We start from the raw sequence: 23,270 nt of genomic DNA, 5'->3' as shown, positions 1-23,270 counted from the left end.
AGGGGATATGAGTAAGTCGACCGCATCCACTGGCTCGGATTTTGCTGTTCGGGACTATTCCCTGACCGGTACGAGTACGCGCCAGGCGATAGAGGCCGGTCTGTCGGCCGCCGAGTGGTATCATAGCGAGGTTCCCCGAAAGAAGCTGAAGTCTCTAATGAAGCGTCGGGATGCGCCTGCCATGCGTGACACAGTGATCTGGATCGCCTTGCATTTTGTGTTTGCGGCTGGCGGGCTTTACTTTTGGGGCAGCTGGCTTTGCGTGCCTTTCTGGTTTGCTTACGGGGTTGTGTACGGTTCGGCCTGCGACAGCCGTTGGCACGAATGTGGTCACGGAACAGCGTTTCGAACCCGCTGGATGAACGACTTCGTTTACCACATCGCGTCCTTCCAGATCATGCGAAACCCGGTCAATTGGCGCTGGAGCCACGCGCGGCATCACACCGACACACTTATTGTTGGCCGCGATCCCGAAATAGCGTGGATGCATCCGATCAACCTGATCCTTAAGACGCTTGCATTTGTAGGGATTGTTGAGACCTGGACTTCGCTCAAAGTTCTGATGCGAAATGCCATGGGGAACCTGTCGCAGGAAGAGCGGGACTACATTCCGGAAAGCCAGTGGCCGAAAGCAGTATTCTGGGCACGGGTTCACGTCGCAATCTACGCCGCTGTTTTATTGGTCTCATCGGTATTGTTTGTCTCTGGGGCAGCTTGGAAGTCCCTGATCCCGATACTCCTGATCGGCGGCCCCCGGGTCTATGGATGCTGGCATTTTGTAATGACGGGGCTGCTTCAGCATGGAGGATTGGCCGAGAACGTTCTTGATCACCGGTTGAACTCCCGAACGCTCTACATGAACCCGATCAGCCGCTGGGTTTACTGGAACATGAATTACCACATCGAACATCATATGTTCCCGATGGTGCCCTATTACTCACTTCCAGCGCTTCATGAGTTGATCAAGGATGACCTGCCGCCGCCGAACACTTCAATTTGGGATGGCTACAAAGAAATGATGGGCTCCGTCATGAAGCAACGCATTGATCCGAAATATGCAATTCGAAAAACACTTCCAACGACGGCGCGACCTTATCGAGAGCATTTGCACATGGCTGTTCCCGAGCGAAAAACGAGACCTGCAAGCAGCGACCGGGAGGGAGTGTAATGCCTTGGGTCGACGCGTGCGCCGTAGACGATGTTGACGAAGAGGACGTCATTCGTTGGGATCACGAGGGCCGTACATACGCAATTTTCCGTAGTCAGGATAATGAGTTCTACTGCACTGATGGTCTCTGTACACACGAACAGGTGCACTTATCGGACGGCCTGGTGATGGACTATGAGATCGAGTGCCCCAAGCACAACGGGCTATTCGACTACCGCTCGGGCAAAGCTCTACGAGCGCCTGCATGTAAAGACCTTCGTACCTACGAAACCAAAGTCGGAAATGGTCGTGTGATGGTTCTGGTGGAATGATGTTTTGGGTGAGGTATCAATTGTGATCAACCTGTCCGCTACTGGTATCCGGCTTTCCTTCGATTTGCAGTTGGGGTTGATCGAGAGCTTTTGCGTAAATGACGGCGGTACCGAGATCTCGCCGCTGCATCGCGCGCCTTGGGTCGGAACGGGCGAAGCCATGCCTGAGGGTATTGCGCCTCATCTGGAAAAGCTCGGTGGTGATTTTTTCTGCGCGCCTTTCGGGGCAACCGAGGGCGCGTCGCCGCTGCATGGATGGCCGCCCAATTCACGCTGGGTATTGAAGGAAAAGACCGAAAACTACTTACGAGCCGAGCTCGAAAAAACGGTCTATGGGGCAAGGCTGCAGAAAGAGATCACACTGCGCCCGGGGCATCCATTTGTCTATCAGCGACATACGTTCATTGGTGGCGACGGGTTGGTGCCGGTAGCCAATCACGCGAACGTATCTTTGCCAAATGGCGGGATCATTCAAACCTCTCGAAAGCAGTGCTGGAGAACACCTGAGACTCCGCTGGAAGTTGATCCGTCATTGGGCCATTCAGCGCTAAAATACCCGGCTGAAAGTGATACGTTGACGTCTTTCCCTGGTATGGGAGACGAATTGGACCTGTCACACTATCCATGGTCTTCGAAAAGCGAAGATTTTGTTGTTGGGCTGGAGCCCCCTGAATTGAAACTGGGGTGGACTGCGGTTATTCGCCCGGTGGAGGGTGACATTTTCCTGTCACTCAAATCGGCACAGGCTTTGCCGATGACAATGTTGTGGCATTCCAACGGAGGTCGCTACTATGCTCCGTGGTCGGGCAGGCACTTTGCCTGCCTTGGGGTCGAGGAGGGGGCTGCGTCGACCGTTCTGGGCGCTGATGAAAACGGTTTTCCCAAAGGTCGTGGAGCCATTCTACTGGACCCCGACGGCCAAGTTGAGATTAGTCATGTCGTCGGTGCGTTTCGTTGGCGTGATGGGAGCGGGGTGAGCGCCATTGAGATCAAGAAAGACCAACTTTTGATCCGAAACACGAAGAACGAGGAGTTCTTTTTGTCGTTTGACCTGCAAGCACTCGGCATTTGATTGGACTAAAGCTGCGCATCCACACAATTGATGCACGACATCAAAGGCGCCACTCAATGCTTCACTCTCTACGCCTGCTTCATCCGCATTGCGGCGAGCCGGCCTTTTTGACCGAGCGTCCGCACTGATCCCTAAAGGCTTTGCACTGGTCCGGCATGAGGCTTTGCGTTCGACCATCCAGAAACTCGCCAGAGTTCGAGCGGTATAGATGGCAAGGCGGTGCACCACGATTTCCAGAATACGGCACCAAGATGATAGCGATTATTTCTTATCTATTTTAGGGTGTTAGGGTGACGCGTCAAAACCGGCGCAGGCAAAGCTCTCTGAATGCAGACCCAGATCGAACTGCGGCGACAGACTGCGCCCATCACTGCCGGTCAAGTTGACGTTGCTGGGAAGGTTGCCGACCGTGCTTTGGGTACAGTGCGCTTTGGTCGGGCAGTTGGCTATCCGCAAATGTCTGACTTCACTGGGGCGAAAACGGAGGATGCAAACCCCACGCGTCTATTGCGATGTGTGGCAGTCGGGTTCTGCCAGCGAATGTCGGCTGACCAGCCTTGTATTGATGCAGATTGAATGGCCTTCCGATTTGCCCTCAACCATTGCAGTCAATTCACGCGCGGCCTTGCGACCCATTTCCCGGTGGGGAACATGTACGGTCGTCAAGGCCGGGCTGACGATCTCGGCCAATTCTATGTCATCGAAACCCGTTACCGAAACTTGTTCCGGCACCTGTATTCCAAGTCGTCGGGCCTCGCACAGTGCACCTGCGGCCAGAACATCGTTGCCGCACATGACCACTGTTGGCCTTGGGGTGAGGGCCATCAGTTGCCGAAAGGCTTCAGCGCCCTTGTCAATTTCGTAAGTGGTTTCGATCAAGGTCAAGGCATCGGCGTCGAGGTTGCTCTGTGACATAGCCTGCCTGACACCTTCGACGCGGTTTTGCGCCCGATCGTTTCCTTTTGTCTTGCCCGAAATCATGGCGATCCGCCGGTGGCCTGCTGCAATCACGGTTCGCGCCAGTTCCCCCATAGCATCCTTGTTGCTGAAACCGACGGACGGCCGCTTGACGTCCGGGTCATAGGACCAGGCAACAAGTGATGGAACCTGGTGGCGCTCCAGATACTCATAAATGTCTGCGTCACGCTCATGTCCGATAAGAAGCAACCCGTCCGCACCGCGGGCGACAAGCGTGCGGATCTGCTCTCTCTCCACCTCGGGGTCGTAAGCGGAACTGGATACCAGAAGGGTATATCCGCTTTCACGAAGCTGGTCCTGAAACTCCTGCAATCCGCGGGCGAAGATTGCGTTGTCCATTGTGGGAATAATCGCACCGATGGTGAAGCTGCGATTCGCAGCCATAACACGGGCTGCAAAATTCGGCGTATAGCCCAACGATTCGACCGCTTGCATGACCCGACGCCGGGTTTGCTCGATTACCCGTTCCGGCGAATTCAGGCATCGCGACACAGTGGCGGTGGAAACGCCGGCCGCCTTTGCAACGTCGTTAAGTGTCGGAGCTGTACGGGTTTTTCCCATGCGGAGCCTGCTGTTTCTTTGGCACCGTCTTACCACAAAAAACCGGTCTTGCCATCTGTTGATGTAAGCGCTTGCATTATTGATGTAAGCGCTTACAAATAGATTTGAGAAAACAATCCGGGGTTTTGCGATGTTCCTTTGGGCTGCTGCTGTCGTCTTTGCCGTATTTTTCACAAATGTGGCGCTGGGCGCATTTGGAGGCGGCGGATTCCTGGGGGATGTCGGTGAGATGCTGGTTCTGTTTGCTGCCTCGATCCTGTTCGTGGCGGCCATTCTCAAGCGAGAGGCTGACCAAGAAAACAACAACGGCAGCTGACGGATTCAATGGGAGGAAGAAAATGACGAATGGCAAGGATGGCCTCAAATCTGCTGAGCGCCGGAATTTTCTGAAGCTGGCTTCAACTGGCTCGTTCACAGCGGCGGTGGTGGCCGGAGCTGGCGGCGTCTTGTGGTCTTCGGAGGCCGCAGCGCAAACCGCCAAAGAAGAGAAAGAACGCGAGAATGCAGCCGAGCATGTGATGACCGTCGCCACGGCTTACGTACTGGGCGCATCGCGCAGTTATCCGATCATGCAGCTGGATCTGAAGGAAAATATCCAGAACGCGACCAATGGCAAGATCTACGTCAAGCTGGCCCCCGGCGGGCAGTTGGGTGCGGGCGGCGCGCTGGTTCAGAAGGTTCAGGGCGGCACAATTCAGGCAGCACAGCATTCGCTGTCGAACTTTGCGCCTTTTGCCTCGACCGTCGATCTGATCAACATGCCGTATCTGTGCGGCTCGAACCAGCGGTTTACCAATCTGGTGCATTCCGACACTTGGAAGAACGAAGTGCATCCCAAGGTCGAAGCCGCCGGGTTCAAGGCGCTTTTCTACGTTGTGATTGATCCACGGGTTGTCGCCGTGCGTCAGGGCGGAAACGCCATTCTTACCCCGTCGGACATGAGCGGTGTGAAATTCCGCGTGCCGGGTTCGAAGATGCTGCAGCAATACTATCGGATGGTCGGTGCCAACCCGACACCTGTCGCATGGGGCGAGACGCCATCGGCGATCAAGCAGGGTGTGGCCGATGCGCTGGATCCGTCGGTCGGTGCGTTGTATGTCTTTGGCTTCAAGGACATTCTCAGCAACGTCACCTTCACGCAGGCCGTGCCGGACAGTCAGGTCTATTCCTGTAATCTGGAATGGTTCAATTCACTGCCATCCGATGTGCAGGAGGGGATCATGTGGGGGTCGGAAATGACCAGCCACCAGAACCTGTCCAAAGTACCGTCGGCGCGGGCCTATGCCATGGCGGAACTGAACAAGGCAGGCGTGCAATTCCATTCGCTGTCCGATGATCAACTGGCCGAGTGGAAGGATGCCGGTGGCTATCAGCGTTCGGAATGGGATCCGTTCAAAACCGAACTTGCTGGCTCGATGGACAATTTCGAAAAACTGGTCGAGGCGGCTGGAACGCAGGGCAAGTACTACGTCCACGACGCATAAGATCCGACGGGCGAGGGGGCTGACCTCTCTCGCCCGTTTTACCACGTGCAACCAGATGGCGGCGGTCCAAGCGGACCGGCAGGTCTAATGTTGCCAGGGACCGGGGCCGGAAATGACCATATTGCAAAAAATCGACCGAGACGCCGAGCGCTGGCTGCTACTGGTGTTCTACGTGATGCTTGTCATCACCATGGCGATCGAGGTGTTGCGGCGGGAAGTGTTCGCCTTTTCCTCGATCTGGGGCGAAGAGATCGTCCGCTATTCCTTCATATATCTCGCCTGGATCGGCGCGGCGGCGGCCGTCAAGGAACGCGCCCATATCCGCATCGACGTGATCATGCATTACCTGGGGCCACGCCCTAAGGCGGCTTTGTACATCTTCGGCGATTTGGTGATGTTCGTGGTGGCCGTTATCGCGCTCTACTGGTCGTATGAGGCGGTTCATGTCTCGGCCAAGTTCGGTTCGGTCACGGACGGGTTGCGGGTCTCCAAGGTCTGGTTCCTAATGGCTGTGCCGACCGGATTTGCGCTGATGATATGGCGGCTGATCCAATCCCTTTTGCGCGACCTGAAATCCCTTCGCGACGGCACGCCCGTCTTCGAAGGCGACAAGCTGTTTGACTGAGGAGAACTCGAATGCTCTGGAACTCCCTCAATCAGACTGTTGAGCTTGGATGGGATTTTTACCTGCCGGTGATCCTGTTCGTGGGCCTGATCGCTTTGGCGGTGCCGGTCTGGGCCGCCATTGGCACCGCGGCGATTGTCATGCTGATTATGTCGGGCGACCTGCCGCTGAGCGCCATCGGTGAAAGCCTGTTCACCGGTATCGACGCATTTGCACTGACAGCTGTGCCGCTGTTCATCCTGACCGGCGATGTGCTTGTGCGAACCGGCCTCAGTAAGAAATTTCTGGATGTGGCCGAGGCGCTGACCTGCTGGACGCGCGGCGGTTTCGGATCAGCGACCGTTCTGGTCTGCGGGATGTTTGCGGCGATCTCGGGCTCGGACGCGGCGGGTGCCGCTGCCGTGGGGCGGATGACAATCGCGCGGCTTGTCGAAAGCGGTTACCCCCGACCCTATGCCTGCGCCCTGGTGGCGGCTGGCGCCTGTACCGGCATCCTTATCCCACCTTCAATCGCGTATATCATTATCGGCCTCGTGCTGGGCATCTCAGCGTCAACACTGTTTCTGGCGGCGCTTATCCCGGGTCTTGCGATCCTGGTGTCGATCCTGATCACCAACATCATCATGAACCGCCTTTATACCTATGAGACCGGCGGCAATATGGGGCTGAGCGAGTGGATGGGCAATCTGGGTCAATCGTTGAAATCCGGCTGGTATGCCTTCATCGTGCCGGGAATCATTTTCTACGGCATCTTTTCGGGCCGACTGACGCCGACCGAAGCCGGTGCAACGGCGGTGGTCGTAACCATCGTGATGGGTTTCATACTGGGCACCCTGAAGCTGTCGGACTTTCCGGCGATGCTTGTCAGCTCTGCCAAAGTGAACGGGGTGATCCTGCCGATCATCGCATTTTCAGCCCCGCTGGCCGAGGCGCTGGCAATCATGGGCGTGCCGCAGGGCTTTGTCACGGCCGTAACCGGGCTGACCGATGATCCGGCCATGCTGATCCTGTTGATGATCTGCATCCTGATCGCAGCGGGCTGCGTTATGGAGACGACGCCCAACATCGTGATCCTGGCGCCAATCCTGAAACCCCTGGCCGACAACATCGGCATGAACGAGATCCAGTTCTGCATCATGATGATCACCGCGCTGGGCGTTGGCTTCATCACACCGCCCCTGGGGCTGAACCTCTTTGTTGTCTCCGGCATTACCGGCGAGTCGATCCTGAAAATCGCAGCCCGTGCCGTTCCCTTTGTTCTGACAATGCTGATCGTCGTGCTGCTGATCGCCTATTTCCCGCCGATCTCGACCACTTTGCTTCCTGATATCTACAAGTAGGACCCCCTGGAAATGACCCGTGAATATCTGAAAAAGGCCACCCTGACTCCCAAGTCGGACGCGTCTGAAACTCATAAGATCGTGCAGGGCATCCTCGACGACATTGAGACTGGAGGCGATGCCAAGGCTCTGGAATATGCCGCAAAGTTTGACCAGTACGAGGGCAACGTGCTGCTGACGCCGGAAGAGATCGAAGCGGCTTGTGCACTGGTCCCGGAGAAACTGAAGGCCGATATTCGGTTTTCCCATGACAATGTTCGTCGCTTTGCCCAGCTGCAAAAAGGCACCGTGCATGACGTGGAAATGGAAATCTCGCCCGGTTTCGTGACCGGGCAAAAGGCGATCCCGGTGGATGCGGCCGGATGCTACGTGCCGGGCGGGCGCTACAGCCATATTGCAAGCGCCATCATGACTGTGACCACCGCCAAGGTGGCAGGGTGCAAGCATATCACCGCCTGTTCGCCGCCGCGCCCCGGCGTCGGTGTGGCCCCGGCCATCATTTATGCCGCCCACATCTGCGGCGCGGATAAAATCATGGCAATGGGTGGTGTTCAGGGGGTTGCGGCAATGACATTCGGTCTGTTTGGCTTGCCCAAGGCAAACATCCTGGTAGGCCCCGGAAATCAGTTTGTTGCCGAGGCGAAGCGTATTCTGTTTGGCCGCGTTGGCATCGACATGATCGCAGGCCCGACAGACAGCCTGATCCTGGCTGACGGCACAGCGGACGCCCACATCGTCGCCACCGATCTGGTGAGCCAGGCAGAGCATGGCTACAACTCTCCGGTCTGGCTGGTTACCGACAACCGCGCCCTGGCGGAAGACGTGATGCGGCTGGTGCCGGATTACATCAACGACCTGCCCGAGGTGAACCGCGAGAACGCCGCAGCGGCCTGGCGTGACTATGCCGAGGTGATCCTTTGTGCGGATCGCGAGGACATGGCCGCCTGTTCCGACGAATACGCGCCCGAGCACCTGACCGTGCAGGCAGAGGATCTGGATTGGTGGCTTGAGCGGCTGACATGCTACGGCTCATTGTTCCTGGGTGAAGAGACTACAGTTTCCTACGGCGACAAGGCCGCAGGGACCAACCATGTGCTGCCGACTTCGCGCGCGGCAAGCTACACTGGCGGGCTGTCGGTTCACAAATACATGAAGATCGTCACATGGCAGCGCGCAACCCGCGAGGGTTCGAAACCAGTGGCCGAGGCCACCGCGCGGATTGCCCGGCTGGAAGGGATGGAGGGGCACGCGCGTGCCGCCGACGTCCGGTTGGCCAAGTACTTCCCGGACGAAGTCTTTGATCTGACCGCAAATGGCTGACCCGCGAGCCCTGTTCGATCTGACAGGCCGAACTGCCTGCGTAACCGGTGCCAGTTCCGGTTTGGGACGGCAAGCGGCAGTGACGCTCGCTGCCGCCGGAGCGCAGGTTGTGGCGGTCGCACGGCGTGCCGAGGCATTGGAAGGTCTGTGTGCGGAAATCGGGACTGGCGCTGCCCATGTGGTGGCGGATGTGGCGGACCGCAGCGGGCTGAAGGCGCTGGCAGAAGCGATTTCGGCCCCCTTCGGAATGCCGGATATTCTGGTGCATGCGGCCGGGATCAATACACGGCAGCCAGCGGACGAAGTGACGATTGCGGATTGGGACCAGACGCTGGCTTTGAACCTTTCAGCGCCGTTCTTTATCAGCCAGGCATTTGTGCCTGCGATGAAGGAACGGGGGTGGGGGCGGATCGTCAATTTCGCGTCGCTCCAGACCTTTCGGGCTTTTCCCGGGGGCATCGCATACGGAGCCAGCAAGGGCGGGGTCGGTCAGATGACCCGCGCCATGGCTGAAGCCTGGTCGCCCCACGGCATCACCGCCAACGCGATCGGGCCCGGGTTCTTCCCGACCGAGCTGACACAGGCCGTGTTCAGCGACAAGGCGCGCGCTGCGGGCAATGCGGCGCAAACCTGTATCGGCCGCAATGGCCGGCTTGAGGATATCGACGGACCGCTGTTGTTTCTGTGTTCCGAAGCGTCGGGTTATGTCACCGGGCAAGTCCTGATGGTTGACGGAGGGTTCACGGCAAAATGAAAGCGCTTGTCTATGAAGGGGTTGAGAAGCTTGGCTTTCGCGATGTGCCGATGGCTGCGGCCCAGGCAGGCGAACACCTGATCCGCATCCATGCCTCGGGCATCTGCGGGTCCGACATGCATGCCTATATGGGTCATGACGCCCGGCGTCCTGCGCCGCTCATATTGGGGCACGAGGCGGCTGGAGTAACCGTCGGCGGGCCGCGTGATGGTCAACGGGTAGCGATCAATCCGTTGGTCACCTGTGAAGAGTGTGCCGCCTGTGTGTCCGGGTGCGAAAACCTCTGCGCCCGCCGCGAGATCATTTCAATGCCCCCGCGCGAGGGTGCCTTTGCGCAGTTCGTGGCAATCCCCGAGCGCAATCTGGTAACGGTGCCGGATGACGTGCCGCTGGAAAAGGCGGCGCTGAGTGAACCGCTGGCCGTAAGCTGGCATGCCGCCCGACTTGCGCTCGAAGCGCTGAATCCACAGATGGAGCGTCGGGCGCTTGTCATCGGCGGCGGAGCGATCGGGCTGGCGGCTGCCTTGGCGTTTCGCGCCATGGGTGTGGATGATGTAACGATACAGGAACCCAACGCCGCCCGCCGTGCCTTTCTGATAGAGCGCTGCGGCCAACAGACAATCGACGCGTTTCAGGGCATGGTGCCGCTGGTGGTGGATGCGGTGGGATATGCTGCCACCCGTGCCGCAGCCTCGGCGATTGCAATGCCGGGCGGAGTAATTGCGCATGTTGGTCTGGGTGAGGATACAGGCGGTCTGGATATCCGCCGCATGACCTTGCAGGAAATCACATTCATCGGCACTTATACCTATACCGCGCAGGATTTCCGTGACGCCGCACAGGCAATTTTTGAAGGTCGCCTGGGCCCGCTCGACTGGCCCGAACTGCGCCCGTTGTCTGACGGCGCTGCCGCTTTTCACGACCTGCGGTCCGGCTTGGTGGCCGCACCCAAGATTATCCTCGACCCGTGGGCCTGAACGCCTGCGATAAAACGGAGAGAACCCATGTATGACAAAGTCCTGGTTCCCATGGCCCTGGATCACGGAGTTTCCGGCACCACCCTCAGGGCCGCCACGACATTATGCAATCGGGGTGGGCAGATCATCGCTCTGCACGTCTACGAAGCGCCGCATGGCTCAGTCGGCACTTATTTGGACGAAGACGTCGTGCGCGAAGGGTTTGAAACGGCCCGCCGCCAGTTGGCCCAGAAAACGTCAGACCATGACAACGTAACAGCCGAGATCGTGAAGGGCCGTTCGTATCGCGGCATCGTCGAATACGCGGAAAAACACGGCGTGGACTGCATTGTCGTTGGTTCTCACAAGCCCGGCCTCAGCGACTATTTTCTGGGCACAACGGCAGCCCGTGTTGTTCGCCATGCTCCGTGCGCGGTGCATGTCTGCCGCACCGCCTGAACTCCGATACTGACACATCCAACCGCGCGTTATGCGCCACAGACAGGACTGATATCCCGGATATGGACATAGACAAAAAGATAACAGACGACCTGGTTGCGAACGATGTTTCGTTCGTAACCACCGTCCCTTGCAAGCAATTGGCGGGCGTGATCGATGAAATCGACCAGCGCGACGGCATCTATCACATACCTTCGAACAAGGAAGACGAAGGCATGGGCCTGTGCGCCGGGGCATGGATGGGCGGCAAGCGCCCTGCGATTATCATGCAGAACACCGCCATCGGCGTTACGATCAACACGTTGGCCACACTGATCCAGTACTACCGGATGCCACTGCCCATGCTGATCTCGTATCGCGGTGAGTTGCGCGAACCCATCGCCTGTCAGGTCGAGATGGCGGTGCACACCAAGGCACTGTTGGCCCAGCTCAATATCCCGACCTATCATTTCCACCATCAGTCGGATGTCGAGGAACTGGACGCGATCCTGAAATATACCTTCATGTGCAACAAGCCGGTCGCCATCCTGACCGACGCCAACTTCTGGGGAGGCTACGGCGACCAATGATCCGTTCTGAAATCTTGAAGGAAATCGCTCCGATCCTGCGTAATCAGCTGGTTGTCTGCAATATCGGCATTCCCAGCCAGGAACTGCACGCCATCGACGATCAGCCGACCAACTTCTACATGCTGGGCACCATGGGACTGGCCTCGAGCATCGGTCTGGGGCTCGCCCTGTCGCAGCCGAAGCCGGTGATCGTCATCGATGGTGACGGCTCGATCTTGACCAATCTTGGTACTTTGCCCACCATCGCCAACAACGTGGCCGACAACTATATCCTGCTGATCGTGGACAATGGCTCATACGGGTCGACCGGGGATCAGCCGACCTATGCCGGGCAGAAAACGTCCCTGACGAAAATGGCCGAGGCCGCCGGCTGCGAGCGGGTGATCGAATGTGCCGCCCAGGACACGGGCCGTGTGCTGCAAGAGGCACTGGATGCCAAACAGATGACCATCATCGTCAGCAAATGCGAAAGCGGAAATGCCAAGATGCCGCCGATCACGATGGACCCGGTCGTCATCCGCGACCGCTTCATGAAGGCCGTACAGGCCTGATGGCCGCAGGCACCATCCATAGCGCCGAAGACGCCCGCCGTCTGGCTCGGCGGCGTCTGCCGTGGATGGTGTTCGATTATATCGACGGCTCCGCCGGGGCCGAAACCGGCGCGGCGCGCAACCGTGCCGCATTGGACGCCATAACCTTGCGACCCCGTATCCTGCGCGATGTCAGTCAACGGTCGATGGCGTCTCGGGTCTTTGATGTCGAGGCAGACAGGCCCTTCGGTATCGCCCCCATGGGGATGTGCAACCTTGCCGCCCCGGGCGCTGATTTGATGCTTGCGAGGCTTGCGGCGCGCTACAGCGTGCCACATGTCGTATCGACCGTGGCCTCGACGCCGATGGAAGAGATCATTACCGAGGCCGAAGGTAATGCCTGGTTTCAGTTGTATTTCAGCGGAGACGGGATGGGATCTTTCAAACTGGCCGAGCGTGCGAAACAGGCCGGGTATGACGTCCTTGTCCTGACCGTCGATGTCCCCGAGGTCGGCCGTCGCCCGCGCGAATTGCGCCATGGGTTCAAGATGCCGTTCCGCATTGGCCCGCGCCAGTTCATCGACTTCGCGCTGCACCCGTACTGGTCATTGAACACCCTTCTGAAGGGCAAGCCTGTGATGGCCAATTTCGAGATGGAAGGCTATGACTTCGATCGCACCGAAAGCCGGGCGCGTGCCACATGGGACACTTTGGTGCAATTGCGCGAGCTTTGGCCTGGAAAACTTGTCGTCAAGGGCGTGCTGGACGTCGAAGATGCCCGCAGCCTGATGTCGGCAGGCGTGGATGCCATCCAGGTTTCAAGCCATGGCGCGCGTCAGCTGGATTCCGCGCCTGCGCCGATTGACATGCTTGCAAGGATCCGTGCCGATCTTGGGCCAGACTTTCCCGTGTTCTACGACAGCGGCGTCCGGTCAGGCGAAGATGTTCTCAAGGCATTGTCGGTCGGGGCGGATTTCGTATTTATCGGAAGGATCCTGCAGTATGCCATTGCGGCCGCGGGTGAATCCGGTCTGGAGCAATTGTGGGACGCGCTTAGCGAAGAACTGAGCATTGCCATGGCGCAGACCGGGAAGACCTCTCTAACCGGACCCTGACTGCGAGCACTGCGCGCCTAAAACACCCGACAATCCGGCCGAAATAGCGGTCGCTTACGGCTTGACCTATTTTGCGGAGCTGCGACGCTTGGGGGAGGCCGTTGAGTTCGGCTCGGGCCGGCGCTGCACCACCTCTTTTGCGGAACTGCGGGACAGAAGGGACTTCATGTCGTGCCCCACACGGAGTGGTTTGATAAGCGCCTTGACAAGATCTCGGGTTCAATTAATTTTATCAACTAAAATAAAAACGGGGATTTGCGTCGAATGTACCTTGGGTTGGATTTGGGAACATCTGGTCTCAGAGGGATTTTGGTAGATGAAAACGGCTTGGTCGTAAGCAGCGCCGAGGTCAGTGTTTCAACTTCGACGCCGAAGCCTGGATGGTCCGAACAGAACCCATCAGATTGGATCGATGCGTGCGAAGAAGTTGTCAGGCAAATCCGCGTCAGCAACGAAAGTGCCTTCGCAAAACTGCTGGGTATCGGTCTTAGCGGACATATGCACGGTGCCACCCTTCTGGATAAAGCCGGCAATGTTTTGCGACCATGTATTCTTTGGAACGACACACGGTCCGCTGATGAAGCGAGGATGTTGGATCAGACACCGCAGATGCGCGCCATATCAGGGAATATCGTGTTCCCGGGGTTCACAGCGCCAAAATTGGAATGGGTGCGCTCACATGAGCCGGAGGTATTCGCAAAGACCGCTAAAGTTCTGCTGCCAAAAGACTATTTGCGATTCTGGCTGACGGGCGAATATGTCTCGGATGTGTCAGACAGTGCGGGGACCTCCTGGTTGGATGTTGGCGCTCGGCAATGGTCGGAAACCGCGCTGGCCGTTGGCCACATGCGCATGGACCAAATGCCTCGATTGGTTGAAGGCAGTGAGCCCGGTGGAGAGTTGAAAGCCGAGTTGCGGCAGGAGTGGGGGCTTTCCGGGCGTGTTGTCGTAGCCGGAGGAGCCGGGGACAACGCCGCAGCTGCCTGTGGTATTGGCAGCATTCGGGACGGGGCAGGCTTTGTCTCACTGGGAACCTCCGGCGTTTTGCTTGTTGCCAGGGATACCTATGCGCCTGCACCTGAAACTGCTGTGCACTGCTTTTGCCATGCTATCCCGGACAAGTGGATACAAATGGGGGTTATCCTGTCGGCCACAAACAGCATGAACTGGCTGTCACGGAACCTCGGCAAACCAGTGGAAGAACTGGTTGCGACGTTGCCTGACGGGGTGACTGGCCCTTCGTCGGTTACGTTCCTTCCCTTCCTGTCCGGCGAACGAACCCCGCACAACGACAGCAAGATCCGGGGCGCATTTCTGGGCGTGGACGTGGCATCCGAACCTGTCGATCTGACCCGGGCGGTGATGGAGGGTGTTGCATTTGCGATGAGAGATTGCCTTGAAGCCCTGAAAAGTACGGGGACAGAACCAAACAGCCTGATGGCCGTAGGAGGGGGAGCGCGGTCGAGGTTTTGGTTGGAAACACTCGCCACCGTTTTGCAGGTGCCGCTGGACGTGCCCAAAGGCAGTGAGTTCGGAGCGGCCATGGGCGCCGCGCGCCTTGCCATCTGTGCTGCGAACAACGCCGAACCGGCAGATGTCATGACGCCGCCGGACATCGAGGAAACTATCGAACCGCGTAGTGATCTGATCGACCTTTATGAAAGCGAATACGGGCGATACCGGCAATTCTACAAGGCGCTCGCGCCGTTGGCGGCAAGATGACGCTGGACACGGACAAGCTCTCTCGGGTCGAAACAGCTGTGTTGACGGATGGGGAAATGCGGGCCTCGGTCCTGAATTACGGCGCAATCACGCAAGAGTGGTTGTACAAGGACAGGCCGCTCATTCTGGGGTTCAATGACCTGTCCGCGTACTTCAAAGATACAAGTTATACGGGTGCAATTGTCGGACGCGTCGCAAACCGGATTGGCGGTGCGCGCTTTGATCTGGAAGGCACTGGTTTTGAACTGAGCGCCAATGAAGGTGAAAACACCCTTCATGGTGGAGAGAGGGGACTTTCCAGTCAATTCTGGGATCTCAAGAAGATGGCGCCAAACGAGGTCTTGCTGAGCTATCTTTCACGCGACGGGGAAAGCGGCTTTCCGGGGGAGGTTAGGTTCGAAGTCCGGATCTCGCTGCAGTTTCCGCGATTGATTTATTCGTTCACGGCGCATCCGGACCGGCCCACGCCCATTAGCTTGACGCAACACAACTACTACACCTTGGGAAGCTCAGACGGGGTCGACGCGCACAAGTTGAAACTTGCTTCAAACCAGTATCTGGAAATCGACCATCAAGGAATTCCTTCCGGTCGGGTCTGTTCGACCGCGGAAAACGAGTTGGACTTTCAAGAGTCAAAATCGATCGGAAGTATTTCTGCAGGGATCGATCACTACTTTTGCTTCGACCACACCCGTGATCCAAAGGCTCCGGTAGCGGTATTTTCGGCACCTTCTGGTCTTGCTTTGACAGTCTATTCTGACCAGCCTGGGGCGCAGGTTTATTCAAGGGCGAAGATGGCAAAACCGTTTCGTGGTTCGTCTGGTCTCTGTATTGAGCCATCGGGATACCCCAACGCCCCAAATATCCCGTCGTTTCCGTCGATTATCTGTACACCTGAGAACCCGTACCGTCAGGTGCTTGCCTTAGAGATCTCTGAGGGTTGGCATGAGGGCTAAGTCGCTAATCACAGTTTTCAGCCTGTCCATGTGGGGCGCCGGTGGCATAAGTGCTCAAGAGCTTGGGCCGAGGCCGGAGTTCCTTGAGCCTGATTTCGACAGCGTCGAGTTGGGACGGTTTCTGTTCTACGACCCGATCTTGTCGGGCAACAAGAACATCAGTTGCGCGACCTGTCATCATCCCAGGCTGGGTACGTCAGATGGTCTTTCCCTTGGCATCGGGGAAGGGGGAATAGGGCTGGGTACGGATCGCACGCTGGATCCCCTGAACACGCCCGAACAACGAATTCCGCGAAACTCGCCAGGTCTTTGGAACCTCGGAGCCATTGAGTTCACGACGTTCTTTCATGACGGGCGGCTTGAGACGGACCCAAGCCAAGTCAATGGCATCAGGACGCCGCTGGGAACGCACATGAGGCCCGGCTTCCAGTCGGCTCTGGCGGCACAAGCCATGTTCCCGGTTTTGTCGGCGGACGAAATGGCAGGTCATTATTCCGAGAATGACGTCAGCAAAGCGGTGCGACTTGGTTTTTTGACACAACCAGGCGGCGCATGGGATCTGATTGCAGCCCGTGTCGCGGCTGTTCCGGAGTACCGGCAAAGGTTCGATGAGATCACGCCGGGCAAAGAGATCACATTCACGGATATTGCCAACGCAGTCGCGGATTTCATCGCATTTGAGTGGCGCGCGGATAACAGCCCGTTCGACCGCGCGATGAGAGGTGAAGGTGAGTTGTCGGAAAAGGCCACATTCGGCATGAGCCTGTTTTACGGCAAGGCTGAGTGCAGCAGTTGCCACTCGGGCTGGTTCCAGACGGATCATCAGTTTCATTCAATCGCGATGCCCCAAATCGGCCCCGGAAAAGCGGCGCGGTTTGAGAGCCACACGCGGGACGACGGGCGTCTCCGCGTGACTGGTCGCGTTGAGGATACATTCGCTTTTCGAACGCCCTCACTGCGTAACGTGACACTGACTGCTCCGTATGGACATAACGGAGCTTTTGCCCGTCTTGAGGACATGGTGCGCCACCATCTGGATCCGGTGACGTCCTTGAAAAACTACTCGATTGAAATGGCCCGGTTGCCAGACTTCCCGGGTTCCGAAGATCAAAATCCAATGCTGGACCAGCAAAATGTGGATGCGATTGCCGAAAGTAACGGCTTGCCGAAAATCACCCTGACAGATCAAGAGATTGAGGCGCTGCTGAGCTTTCTGGCAAGCCTTGAACATCCGGCGGAGCGGCTCGGAGTGCCCAATCAGGTCCCCAGCGGTCTGCCCATTGACAAGTGACTAACGCTGAATTCGGAAGATCTGGTTGGCGGGGGGTTCCAGCCACTCGCTTGTCTTTCCATCCGGCCAGATCACACGAACCTGCACGCGGTCCTCATTCCCCAGGCCAAAATGATGGAACCCGGCTATGCCCCCGGCATGACCGCCGCCAACTGTTATTTCGCGGGTCTGAACACCTTGCGAAGTTCTGAGTTCGACAAACCCTCCTATCGCTGCTCGATTAGATTGGTCCTGGGCAAGATCAATCAACAGCCAATTGCCACCCTGCGAGATGTTCTGGCTGACTTCGAGTGCCGAACCACGGTTCACGACCACCAGATCCAATCTTCCATCGTTGTTCAAATCTGCCATGGCCGCACCGCGAGACTTTGCCATCGACGCCACCCCGGCATCGACTGAGGCTTCGACGAACTGACCTTCCGGGGTTTGCATGAGCAGGTTGTTGGGATCGTTCAGGGCGGCGTCGGGCATTTGCTCGACATTGCCTTTCGCAACGAAGATGTCGTCCTTACCATCGTTGTTGACGTCGCCAAATTGAGCGTGCCAGCCGGTCGACGGTCTTCCGTCACCGCCACTATGCGGTCTGTGGGCTGTTGTTCCCTTTTCGTAGGTCGCATCGCGCCAAGTCGGGCCGTTGGCGCTTGGGTCGAAAACCTGAAGCTTCTGATCGCCCATGGACGTCAGATAAACCTCCGGAAAGCCGTCCCCGGTAAGATCCCTTGATGCGATCCCCATTCCCCAGATCGAATAGGGTAACCAGCCTTCGTTAGAGCCATACAATCGCGGTTCGGCTTCCATGGCCCACAATTGCTCTTGTCCACCCCTGACGTAGTAATGGCGGTCATTGCTGACGCGAAGGTCCGCGCGTCCGGTCCGGGCCCAGTCGGAAAACATAATTGAAAGCGAACAGTGACCGGGTTCAAGGTGCAGCGGCTGCTGGTAGCCGCTGCCATGGGGGCGGTAGAGGAGGGTAGGTCCGCAAGTTTCAAAAGGGCCGTCGGGATCGAACCGATCAACATAAGCCCCGAATGCCAGCGTCGGCAAGGACTGCCCATCTTCCCAAGTGGCTGAAAAACCTGTGGTCCAGTGGTCTTCCGACAAGAAGCCAAGGTTATCAAAAGGGCCGAACCGACAATTTGGGCGGCCTTTGAGAAGAAGGTCCGGACCAACACGCAAAACCGCCAGATCCATCAAACCGTCGCTGTCGATATCCAGCGGATACGCGCCGGTTACGCCGGTCAGAGACAATTCATCGGGCGTCTCGACCTTAAAAGAAATCGTGCCCTGCGAGGTGTTGTGGAACAGTTGCGACCGGTTCGATCCGCCGGCCACGAACAGTTCGGGTAAAGAATCTCCGTTGCAATCGAACACGGCGACACCGCCGCCGACAAAATGCTCCCAGCCGCCATCGTAAATATGTTCAGGCACCTCGATGCCAACGAACTCGGGGGCGTTCGGCCCGGCATTTGCTGTGGTGACAAGAACCACAAGGGCAGCAAACTCAGGACGCATTCGCCGAGAGTTCCTTGACCTTTAGGATCGAAATCTGTTCGATCCCGTATGCTGCGGCGCCTTTGGCCCACATCAAATCGCCCCAATGGTGAACTTTGATATCCGGCAAGGGCGCATCGACTTTAACGACGCCGCTTCGGATGCGGGTCATAACCTCGCTTGAACACAGATGCTCAAAGCTTTTTTGCGTGCCCGAGACGATAATGCATTCTGGGTCAAAAAGGTTGATCAGATTGGAAACCCCAAGTCCAAACATCTGACCAGCACGGGCCAACACGGAAGACGCTCTTTCATCTCCAGAGTCGGCCAGATCATGAATGTCGGAAACAGCCTTCATTTCATTGGAATGGCCTGTGACCGTCATTTCACGGATCAGTGCATAATCTCCGACATAGGCTTCCAGACATCCGCGTTGACCGCATTGGCACAATGCGCCGTCAAGCTGTACCTTGGTGTGCCCAAACTCAGCTCCGCAGCCGCGCTCTCCTCGATATAGCTTTCCGTCCAGAACAATACCCAGACCGACCCCATGTTCGATCGTGACAACAAGGAAGTTGCTCAGCCCCTTACCAAGTCCGAACAACTGTTCAGCCTTTGCAACAAGGTTCGCGTCGTTATCCACGAAAGCAGGGCAGGACAGTTCTTTGGACAGCAGGCGATTGAAATCGATGTTTCTTTCGGCAATCGAAGATGACCAGTGCACGAAGTTTCCTCTGGCATCAACAAGACCAGCCACCCCGATTGAGACGCCAGCAAGGTCGCCGACAGAGGCATCAATCTTTCCGCAGGTCTCCTCGAGTGCCTCGCGGATCGCCAGCACAAAATCCGTCGACGACATTCTGGCGGATTCCAGCGCATACTTGTGTGAAGCCACCTCATTGCCTTGGAAGTCGACCAGAATGACCGAGATCACCTGACGCGCGACCTTGAGCCCTGCCACAAGGTAAGACTGACCGTCCAATTGCAGCAAAACCCTTGGTCTGCCTCTTTTCCCGGATTTCAGCTGCGCTTCGCTTTGGGTTTCTTTGATCAATCCGGCCGAGATGAGATCTGCCGTCGCCGCCGTTACCGTAGCAGGGCTGGTTTGCAAGGCCGAAGCGATATCGATCCGCGAGACGGATCCTTTTGTTCTGATGTGCTCCAACACCCGTAGCCGGGTTGCATTTCTTTGTTCCAAAGAAACCGGAGAGGCTTTGCTTTTCAGCATCTTGTCCTCGCGAATCTCACCGTTGGCTCAACTTATTTGAATTTCAGTTCGTCTAATAGAGTAAATATTTTACCGGCTGAAATAAATATGCTATTCAAAATTGTGAGAGCCGCGAATCGAGAAGCGATGGCTCGGCATATGGGAGGAAATCATGAAACGAATTCTCAGCTTTTCGGCTGCGGCCACTATGCTGGCCACGGTTGCATTCGCAGAGCCGGTGGTCGGTGTAAGCTGGTCCAACTTTCAGGAAGAACGCTGGAAGACGGACGAAGCGGCCATCAAATCGGCGCTGGAAGCAGGGGGCGCCGAATACATTTCGGCAGATGCGCAATCGTCTTCCGCAAAGCAGCTTTCGGACATCGAAAGCCTGATCGCCCAGGGTGTGGACGCCCTTATCATTCTGGCGCAGGACGCACAGGCTATCGGACCGGCGGTTCAGGCGGCGGCTGACGAAGGCATCCCGGTCATTGCTTATGACCGCCTTATCGAGGACGACCGTGCGTTTTACCTGACCTTTGACAACGTCGAGGTTGGCAGAATGCAGGCCCGGGCCGTTTTTGCGGCCATGCCCAAGGGCAACTACGTCATGATCAAAGGTTCGCCGACCGATCCGAACGCTGACTTCCTGCGGGGCGGCCAACAAGAAATCATCGGAGCAGCCGTCGACAGTGGTGACATCGTAATTGTCGGCGAGGCCTATACGGATGGCTGGCTTCCCGCGAACGCACAGCGGAACATGGAGCAGATTTTGACCGCAAATGAAAACAAGGTGGACGCGGTTGTCGCTTCGAATGACGGAACTGCAGGCGGTGTTGTTGCGGCCCTGACGGCACAGGGCATGGAAGGCATTCCGGTGTCGGGTCAGGATGGCGACCACGCAGCGCTGAACCGGGTTGCACTGGGCACTCAAACCGTTTCGGTTTGGAAAGATGCCCGTGAATTGGGCAAAGCGGCTGGTGAAATCGCATTGGCGCTGAGCGGTGGCACAAGTCCTGCAGATGTTGAAGGCGCGGTCAGCTGGACTTCGCCGGGTGGCACTGCGATGAACTCGGTCTTCCTGGCGCCGGTACCGATCACCAAAGACAACCTGACTGTTGTGGTGGATGCCGGATGGATTCCTCTGGAAGACTTGTGCCAGGGCGTCGAAAACGGCCCGGCCCCCTGTAACTAAAACCTAAAGTCCCTGGCCCTTTTTGGGGGCCGGGGACTATTGCTGACTATGAAAGATCGGAAATGACCGAAACTTCGTCTCAGCCGGTACCTGAAAAAGCGAAACCCAGCCTGTTCCAGCAATTGGAACTGGATATGCGGCTTTTGGGAATGATCGGCGCGTTTGTCATCCTGTGCATCGGGTTCAACATCGTCACCGATGGGCGGTTCCTGACACCTCGCAACCTGTTCAACCTGTCAATTCAGACGGTTTCGGTGGCAATCATGGCCTGCGGGATGGTGTTCATAATCGTCACGCGTCACATTGATCTGTCGGTCGGCGCGTTGCTGGCAACGACTTCGGCCGTGATGGCAATGACGCAAACCGAACTTTTGCCACAGGTCCTCGGGATGGGTTTGAACAACCCGGCAACCTGGGCGATTACCATAGTCGTGGGGTTGTTTGTCGGCACATTGATCGGTGCTTTTCACGGCTGGATGGTCGGGTACCTGACGATACCGGCCTTCATCGTCACTCTAGGCGGGTTTCTGGTCTGGAGGAACGTGGCATGGTATTTGACCAGCGGCCAGACCATTGGTCCTCTGGACAGTAAGTTCCTGATGTTTGGCGGAACCAACGGAACCTTGGGGGCAACGACAAGCTGGCTGTTTGGCTTGTTTGCCACCGGGATCGCCATCTGGGCCTTGTGGAGCGGCCGTCGCGCAAAAGCCGCGCATGGCTTCCCCGTTAAGCCTGTTTGGGCCGAGGCCACCCTGGCCGGGATAATCGCAATTGCCATCCTTGGCTACGTCTACATCGTCAACAGCTACGCCATTCCGACGCGCCGATTGCAGCGGATGTTCGAGGCGCGCGGAGAAACGATGCCCGAAGGGCTGGTCGTCGGGTACGGCATACCGATTTCTGTCCTCATCCTGATCATCGTGGCGGTGACACTTACGGTCGTGGCGCGAAAAACCCGGTTCGGGCGCTACATCTTTGCCACTGGTGGCAACCCGGATGCGGCAGAACTTTCGGGCATCAATACACGTCTGCTGACCGTGAAGATTTTTGCACTGATGGGCTTTCTGTGCGCTGTTTCGGCCGTGGTCGCCTCGGCCCGCCTTGCAAACCATTCGAACGACATTGGCACGCTGGATGAACTGAGGGTCATTGCCGCTGCCGTCATCGGTGGAACCGCGTTGTCTGGCGGCATCGGCACCATATACGGCGCGATCCTTGGCGCATTGATCATGCAAGCGCTGCAATCTGGCATGGCCATGGTTGGCGTCGATGCACCGTTTCAGAACATCGTGGTCGGTAGCGTTCTTGTACTGGCCGTCTATATCGACATCGTCTATCGCAAGCGACTGGGGGCAAAGTGATGCAAGCTCAGGACACGCAGAAAACACCAACCAATGCTGGCCGCGGATCTGGCACGCCGCCATTGGTCGAGATGCGCGATATCTCGATCTCCTTCGGCGGGATCAAGGCCGTCGACCATGTGTCTGTCGATCTCTATCCCGGTGAGGTGGTTGGTTTGCTCGGGCATAACGGGGCCGGGAAATCCACTTTGATAAAGGTCCTGTCCGGTGCCTATCAAATGGATCAGGGCGAAATTTTGATCGACGGCAAACGTGTCGAGATCGGAAACCCCCGTGATGCCCGCGCGAACAACATCGAAACGATCTACCAAACGCTCGCCTTGGCCGACAATCTGGATGCAACGTCGAACCTTTTCCTGGGGCGCGAGATGACGACGCCTTTCGGGTTGGTCAACGATGCAGCCATGGAGGCTGAGTGCCGCAAGATCATGGCGCAGCTGAACCCCAATTTTCAGAAGTTCAATGACCCGGTTTCCGCGTTGTCGGGGGGGCAAAGACAATCCGTGGCAATTGCCCGGGCTGTCTACTTCAATGCGCGCATTCTGATTATGGACGAGCCGACAGCGGCTCTTGGGCCGCATGAAACGCAGATGGTGGCGGATCTGATCCACCAGCTAAAGGCGCAAGGTATCGGTATCTTCCTGATCGATCACGATGTTCATGCCGTTATGGAGCTGTGTGACCGCGCCTCGGTCATGAAGAATGGGAAACTGGTCGGAACGGTCGATATCGCAGATGTCACCGATGACGACCTTCTGTCGATGATCATTCTCGGCAAGCAGCCAGAACAAAAAGCAGAGTAGGGGGC

General features: G+C 57.3%; 23 protein-coding genes. 20 read left to right on the top strand and 3 right to left on the bottom strand.

Annotation, left to right across the window (positions count from 1 at the left end; all coding sequences use genetic code 11):
• Positions 1–7 precede the first annotated feature (7 nt).
• Genes ACR0MI_RS09720 through ACR0MI_RS09710 form a run of 3 tightly spaced genes read left to right on the top strand, consistent with a single transcriptional unit; the run spans position 8 to position 2,551 of the window.
• Positions 8–1,168: a fatty acid desaturase family protein gene (locus tag ACR0MI_RS09720; protein ID WP_170614585.1), complete on the top strand. Its 1,161-nt coding sequence runs from the start codon at positions 8–10 to the stop codon at positions 1,166–1,168.
• Positions 1,168–1,479 carry a MocE family 2Fe-2S type ferredoxin gene (locus tag ACR0MI_RS09715; protein WP_170614586.1) on the top strand — a complete coding sequence of 104 codons (312 nt, stop codon included), beginning with the start codon at positions 1,168–1,170 and terminating at the stop codon, positions 1,477–1,479. Before ACR0MI_RS09720 ends, ACR0MI_RS09715 begins: the two co-directional genes overlap by 1 nt.
• A 22-nt stretch (positions 1,480–1,501) precedes the next feature.
• Positions 1,502–2,551, top strand: a complete 1,050-nt coding sequence (locus tag ACR0MI_RS09710; protein WP_480854230.1) for a hypothetical protein — start codon at positions 1,502–1,504, stop codon at positions 2,549–2,551.
• Between the two features lie 504 nt (positions 2,552–3,055).
• Here the strand turns inward: ACR0MI_RS09710 and ACR0MI_RS09705 are convergent.
• Positions 3,056–4,090: a LacI family DNA-binding transcriptional regulator gene (locus ACR0MI_RS09705; RefSeq protein ID WP_170614588.1), complete on the bottom strand. Its 1,035-nt coding sequence runs from the start codon at positions 4,088–4,090 to the stop codon at positions 3,056–3,058.
• Positions 4,091–4,220: 130 nt separating this feature from the next.
• On the opposite strand from ACR0MI_RS09705, the gene ACR0MI_RS09700 reads away from it, so the two are divergent.
• The 14 genes from ACR0MI_RS09700 to ACR0MI_RS09635 all read left to right on the top strand — a co-directional run bounded on the left by ACR0MI_RS09700 (position 4,221) and on the right by ACR0MI_RS09635 (position 17,211).
• Positions 4,221–4,406: a hypothetical protein gene (locus tag ACR0MI_RS09700; protein ID WP_170614589.1), complete on the top strand. Its 186-nt coding sequence runs from the start codon at positions 4,221–4,223 to the stop codon at positions 4,404–4,406.
• 22 nt (positions 4,407–4,428) lie between these two features.
• Positions 4,429–5,574: a TRAP transporter substrate-binding protein gene (locus ACR0MI_RS09695; RefSeq protein WP_170614590.1), complete on the top strand. Its 1,146-nt coding sequence runs from the start codon at positions 4,429–4,431 to the stop codon at positions 5,572–5,574.
• Between the two features lie 112 nt (positions 5,575–5,686).
• Positions 5,687–6,199: a TRAP transporter small permease gene (locus ACR0MI_RS09690; RefSeq protein ID WP_170614591.1), complete on the top strand. Its 513-nt coding sequence runs from the start codon at positions 5,687–5,689 to the stop codon at positions 6,197–6,199.
• Between the two features lie 11 nt (positions 6,200–6,210).
• Positions 6,211–7,539 carry a TRAP transporter large permease gene (locus tag ACR0MI_RS09685; RefSeq protein WP_170614592.1) on the top strand — a complete coding sequence of 443 codons (1,329 nt, stop codon included), beginning with the start codon at positions 6,211–6,213 and terminating at the stop codon, positions 7,537–7,539.
• Positions 7,540–7,551: 12 nt separating this feature from the next.
• Positions 7,552–8,859 (top strand): histidinol dehydrogenase, encoded by a 1,308-nt coding sequence (gene hisD, locus ACR0MI_RS09680; RefSeq protein ID WP_170614593.1) that lies wholly within the window; start codon positions 7,552–7,554, stop codon positions 8,857–8,859.
• Positions 8,852–9,613, top strand: a complete 762-nt coding sequence (locus tag ACR0MI_RS09675) for an SDR family oxidoreductase (RefSeq protein WP_170614594.1) — start codon at positions 8,852–8,854, stop codon at positions 9,611–9,613. The genes hisD and ACR0MI_RS09675 overlap by 8 nt, the downstream gene beginning before the upstream one ends.
• On the top strand, positions 9,610–10,590 hold the full coding sequence (locus ACR0MI_RS09670) for an alcohol dehydrogenase catalytic domain-containing protein (RefSeq protein ID WP_170816711.1): 981 nt from the start codon (positions 9,610–9,612) through the stop codon (positions 10,588–10,590). The genes ACR0MI_RS09675 and ACR0MI_RS09670 overlap by 4 nt, the downstream gene beginning before the upstream one ends.
• A gap of 27 nt (positions 10,591–10,617) precedes the next feature.
• Positions 10,618–11,028, top strand: a complete 411-nt coding sequence (locus ACR0MI_RS09665) for a universal stress protein (protein ID WP_170619671.1) — start codon at positions 10,618–10,620, stop codon at positions 11,026–11,028.
• Positions 11,029–11,090: 62 nt separating this feature from the next.
• A complete protein-coding gene (gene comD / locus ACR0MI_RS09660; protein WP_480854225.1) occupies positions 11,091–11,597 on the top strand; it encodes a sulfopyruvate decarboxylase subunit alpha in 507 nt (168 codons plus the stop codon).
• Complete coding sequence (gene comE, locus ACR0MI_RS09655; protein WP_170614598.1) at positions 11,594–12,148, top strand: sulfopyruvate decarboxylase subunit beta; 555 nt, start codon at positions 11,594–11,596, stop codon at positions 12,146–12,148. Before comD ends, comE begins: the two co-directional genes overlap by 4 nt.
• Positions 12,148–13,242, top strand: a complete 1,095-nt coding sequence (locus ACR0MI_RS09650) for an alpha-hydroxy acid oxidase (protein WP_480854223.1) — start codon at positions 12,148–12,150, stop codon at positions 13,240–13,242. Before comE ends, ACR0MI_RS09650 begins: the two co-directional genes overlap by 1 nt.
• A 264-nt stretch (positions 13,243–13,506) precedes the next feature.
• Positions 13,507–14,964 (top strand): xylulokinase, encoded by a 1,458-nt coding sequence (xylB, locus tag ACR0MI_RS09645; protein WP_480854221.1) that lies wholly within the window; start codon positions 13,507–13,509, stop codon positions 14,962–14,964.
• Complete coding sequence (locus tag ACR0MI_RS09640; protein WP_170614601.1) at positions 14,961–15,920, top strand: aldose epimerase family protein; 960 nt, start codon at positions 14,961–14,963, stop codon at positions 15,918–15,920. The genes xylB and ACR0MI_RS09640 overlap by 4 nt, the downstream gene beginning before the upstream one ends.
• The gene (locus ACR0MI_RS09635) at positions 15,910–17,211 is read left to right on the top strand and encodes a cytochrome c peroxidase (protein ID WP_170614602.1); all 1,302 of its coding nucleotides are present in this window, start codon (positions 15,910–15,912) and stop codon (positions 17,209–17,211) included. The genes ACR0MI_RS09640 and ACR0MI_RS09635 overlap by 11 nt, the downstream gene beginning before the upstream one ends.
• On the opposite strand, the gene ACR0MI_RS09630 is transcribed toward ACR0MI_RS09635, so the two are convergent.
• Together ACR0MI_RS09630 and ACR0MI_RS09625 are read right to left on the bottom strand one after the other, a co-directional pair.
• Complete coding sequence (locus ACR0MI_RS09630; protein WP_170816022.1) at positions 17,212–18,723, bottom strand: CRTAC1 family protein; 1,512 nt, start codon at positions 18,721–18,723, stop codon at positions 17,212–17,214. It abuts the gene before it with no gap.
• Positions 18,713–19,930 carry an ROK family transcriptional regulator gene (locus ACR0MI_RS09625; protein ID WP_170614604.1) on the bottom strand — a complete coding sequence of 406 codons (1,218 nt, stop codon included), beginning with the start codon at positions 19,928–19,930 and terminating at the stop codon, positions 18,713–18,715. Before ACR0MI_RS09625 ends, ACR0MI_RS09630 begins: the two co-directional genes overlap by 11 nt.
• A 187-nt stretch (positions 19,931–20,117) precedes the next feature.
• Here ACR0MI_RS09625 and xylF point away from each other — a divergent pair, with 187 nt between their 5' ends.
• From xylF to ACR0MI_RS09610, 3 genes are all read left to right on the top strand, one after another.
• A complete protein-coding gene (gene xylF, locus ACR0MI_RS09620) occupies positions 20,118–21,101 on the top strand; it encodes a D-xylose ABC transporter substrate-binding protein (protein WP_480441309.1) in 984 nt (327 codons plus the stop codon).
• A gap of 62 nt (positions 21,102–21,163) precedes the next feature.
• On the top strand, positions 21,164–22,462 hold the full coding sequence (locus tag ACR0MI_RS09615) for a sugar ABC transporter permease (RefSeq protein WP_170614606.1): 1,299 nt from the start codon (positions 21,164–21,166) through the stop codon (positions 22,460–22,462).
• Positions 22,462–23,265, top strand: coding sequence for an ATP-binding cassette domain-containing protein (locus ACR0MI_RS09610; protein WP_170614607.1), 804 nt, complete (start codon positions 22,462–22,464; stop codon positions 23,263–23,265). Before ACR0MI_RS09615 ends, ACR0MI_RS09610 begins: the two co-directional genes overlap by 1 nt.
• Positions 23,266–23,270 lie beyond the last annotated feature (5 nt).

Source organism: Ruegeria sp. D4 (assembly GCF_056534475.1).
The sequence above is the reverse complement of the archived record's forward strand: the minus strand, read 5'-3'. Positions and strand labels throughout refer to the sequence as shown.

Bases quoted from the DNA above. Each gene is read 5' to 3' on its own strand.
- ACR0MI_RS09665 (WP_170619671.1), top strand. From the start codon at position 10,618: ATGTATGACAAAGTCCTGGTTCCCATGGCCCTGGATCACGGAGTTTCC.
- xylB (WP_480854221.1), top strand. From the start codon at position 13,507: ATGTACCTTGGGTTGGATTTGGGAACATCTGGTCTCAGAGGGATTTTG.
- ACR0MI_RS09700 (WP_170614589.1), top strand. From the start codon at position 4,221: ATGTTCCTTTGGGCTGCTGCTGTCGTCTTTGCCGTATTTTTCACAAAT.
- ACR0MI_RS09715 (WP_170614586.1), top strand. From the start codon at position 1,168: ATGCCTTGGGTCGACGCGTGCGCCGTAGACGATGTTGACGAAGAGGAC.
- hisD (WP_170614593.1), top strand. From the start codon at position 7,552: ATGACCCGTGAATATCTGAAAAAGGCCACCCTGACTCCCAAGTCGGAC.
- comE (WP_170614598.1), top strand. From the start codon at position 11,594: ATGATCCGTTCTGAAATCTTGAAGGAAATCGCTCCGATCCTGCGTAAT.
- xylF (WP_480441309.1), top strand. From the start codon at position 20,118: ATGCTGGCCACGGTTGCATTCGCAGAGCCGGTGGTCGGTGTAAGCTGG.
- comD (WP_480854225.1), top strand. From the start codon at position 11,091: ATGGACATAGACAAAAAGATAACAGACGACCTGGTTGCGAACGATGTT.
- ACR0MI_RS09635 (WP_170614602.1), top strand. From the start codon at position 15,910: ATGAGGGCTAAGTCGCTAATCACAGTTTTCAGCCTGTCCATGTGGGGC.
- ACR0MI_RS09690 (WP_170614591.1), top strand. From the start codon at position 5,687: ATGACCATATTGCAAAAAATCGACCGAGACGCCGAGCGCTGGCTGCTA.
- ACR0MI_RS09695 (WP_170614590.1), top strand. From the start codon at position 4,429: ATGACGAATGGCAAGGATGGCCTCAAATCTGCTGAGCGCCGGAATTTT.
- ACR0MI_RS09670 (WP_170816711.1), top strand. From the start codon at position 9,610: ATGAAAGCGCTTGTCTATGAAGGGGTTGAGAAGCTTGGCTTTCGCGAT.
- ACR0MI_RS09720 (WP_170614585.1), top strand. From the start codon at position 8: ATGAGTAAGTCGACCGCATCCACTGGCTCGGATTTTGCTGTTCGGGAC.
- ACR0MI_RS09675 (WP_170614594.1), top strand. From the start codon at position 8,852: ATGGCTGACCCGCGAGCCCTGTTCGATCTGACAGGCCGAACTGCCTGC.
- ACR0MI_RS09705 (WP_170614588.1), bottom strand. From the start codon at position 4,090: ATGGGAAAAACCCGTACAGCTCCGACACTTAACGACGTTGCAAAGGCG.
- ACR0MI_RS09630 (WP_170816022.1), bottom strand. From the start codon at position 18,723: ATGCGTCCTGAGTTTGCTGCCCTTGTGGTTCTTGTCACCACAGCAAAT.
- ACR0MI_RS09615 (WP_170614606.1), top strand. From the start codon at position 21,164: ATGACCGAAACTTCGTCTCAGCCGGTACCTGAAAAAGCGAAACCCAGC.
- ACR0MI_RS09650 (WP_480854223.1), top strand. From the start codon at position 12,148: ATGGCCGCAGGCACCATCCATAGCGCCGAAGACGCCCGCCGTCTGGCT.
- ACR0MI_RS09625 (WP_170614604.1), bottom strand. From the start codon at position 19,930: ATGCTGAAAAGCAAAGCCTCTCCGGTTTCTTTGGAACAAAGAAATGCA.
- ACR0MI_RS09685 (WP_170614592.1), top strand. From the start codon at position 6,211: ATGCTCTGGAACTCCCTCAATCAGACTGTTGAGCTTGGATGGGATTTT.
- ACR0MI_RS09640 (WP_170614601.1), top strand. From the start codon at position 14,961: ATGACGCTGGACACGGACAAGCTCTCTCGGGTCGAAACAGCTGTGTTG.
- ACR0MI_RS09610 (WP_170614607.1), top strand. From the start codon at position 22,462: ATGCAAGCTCAGGACACGCAGAAAACACCAACCAATGCTGGCCGCGGA.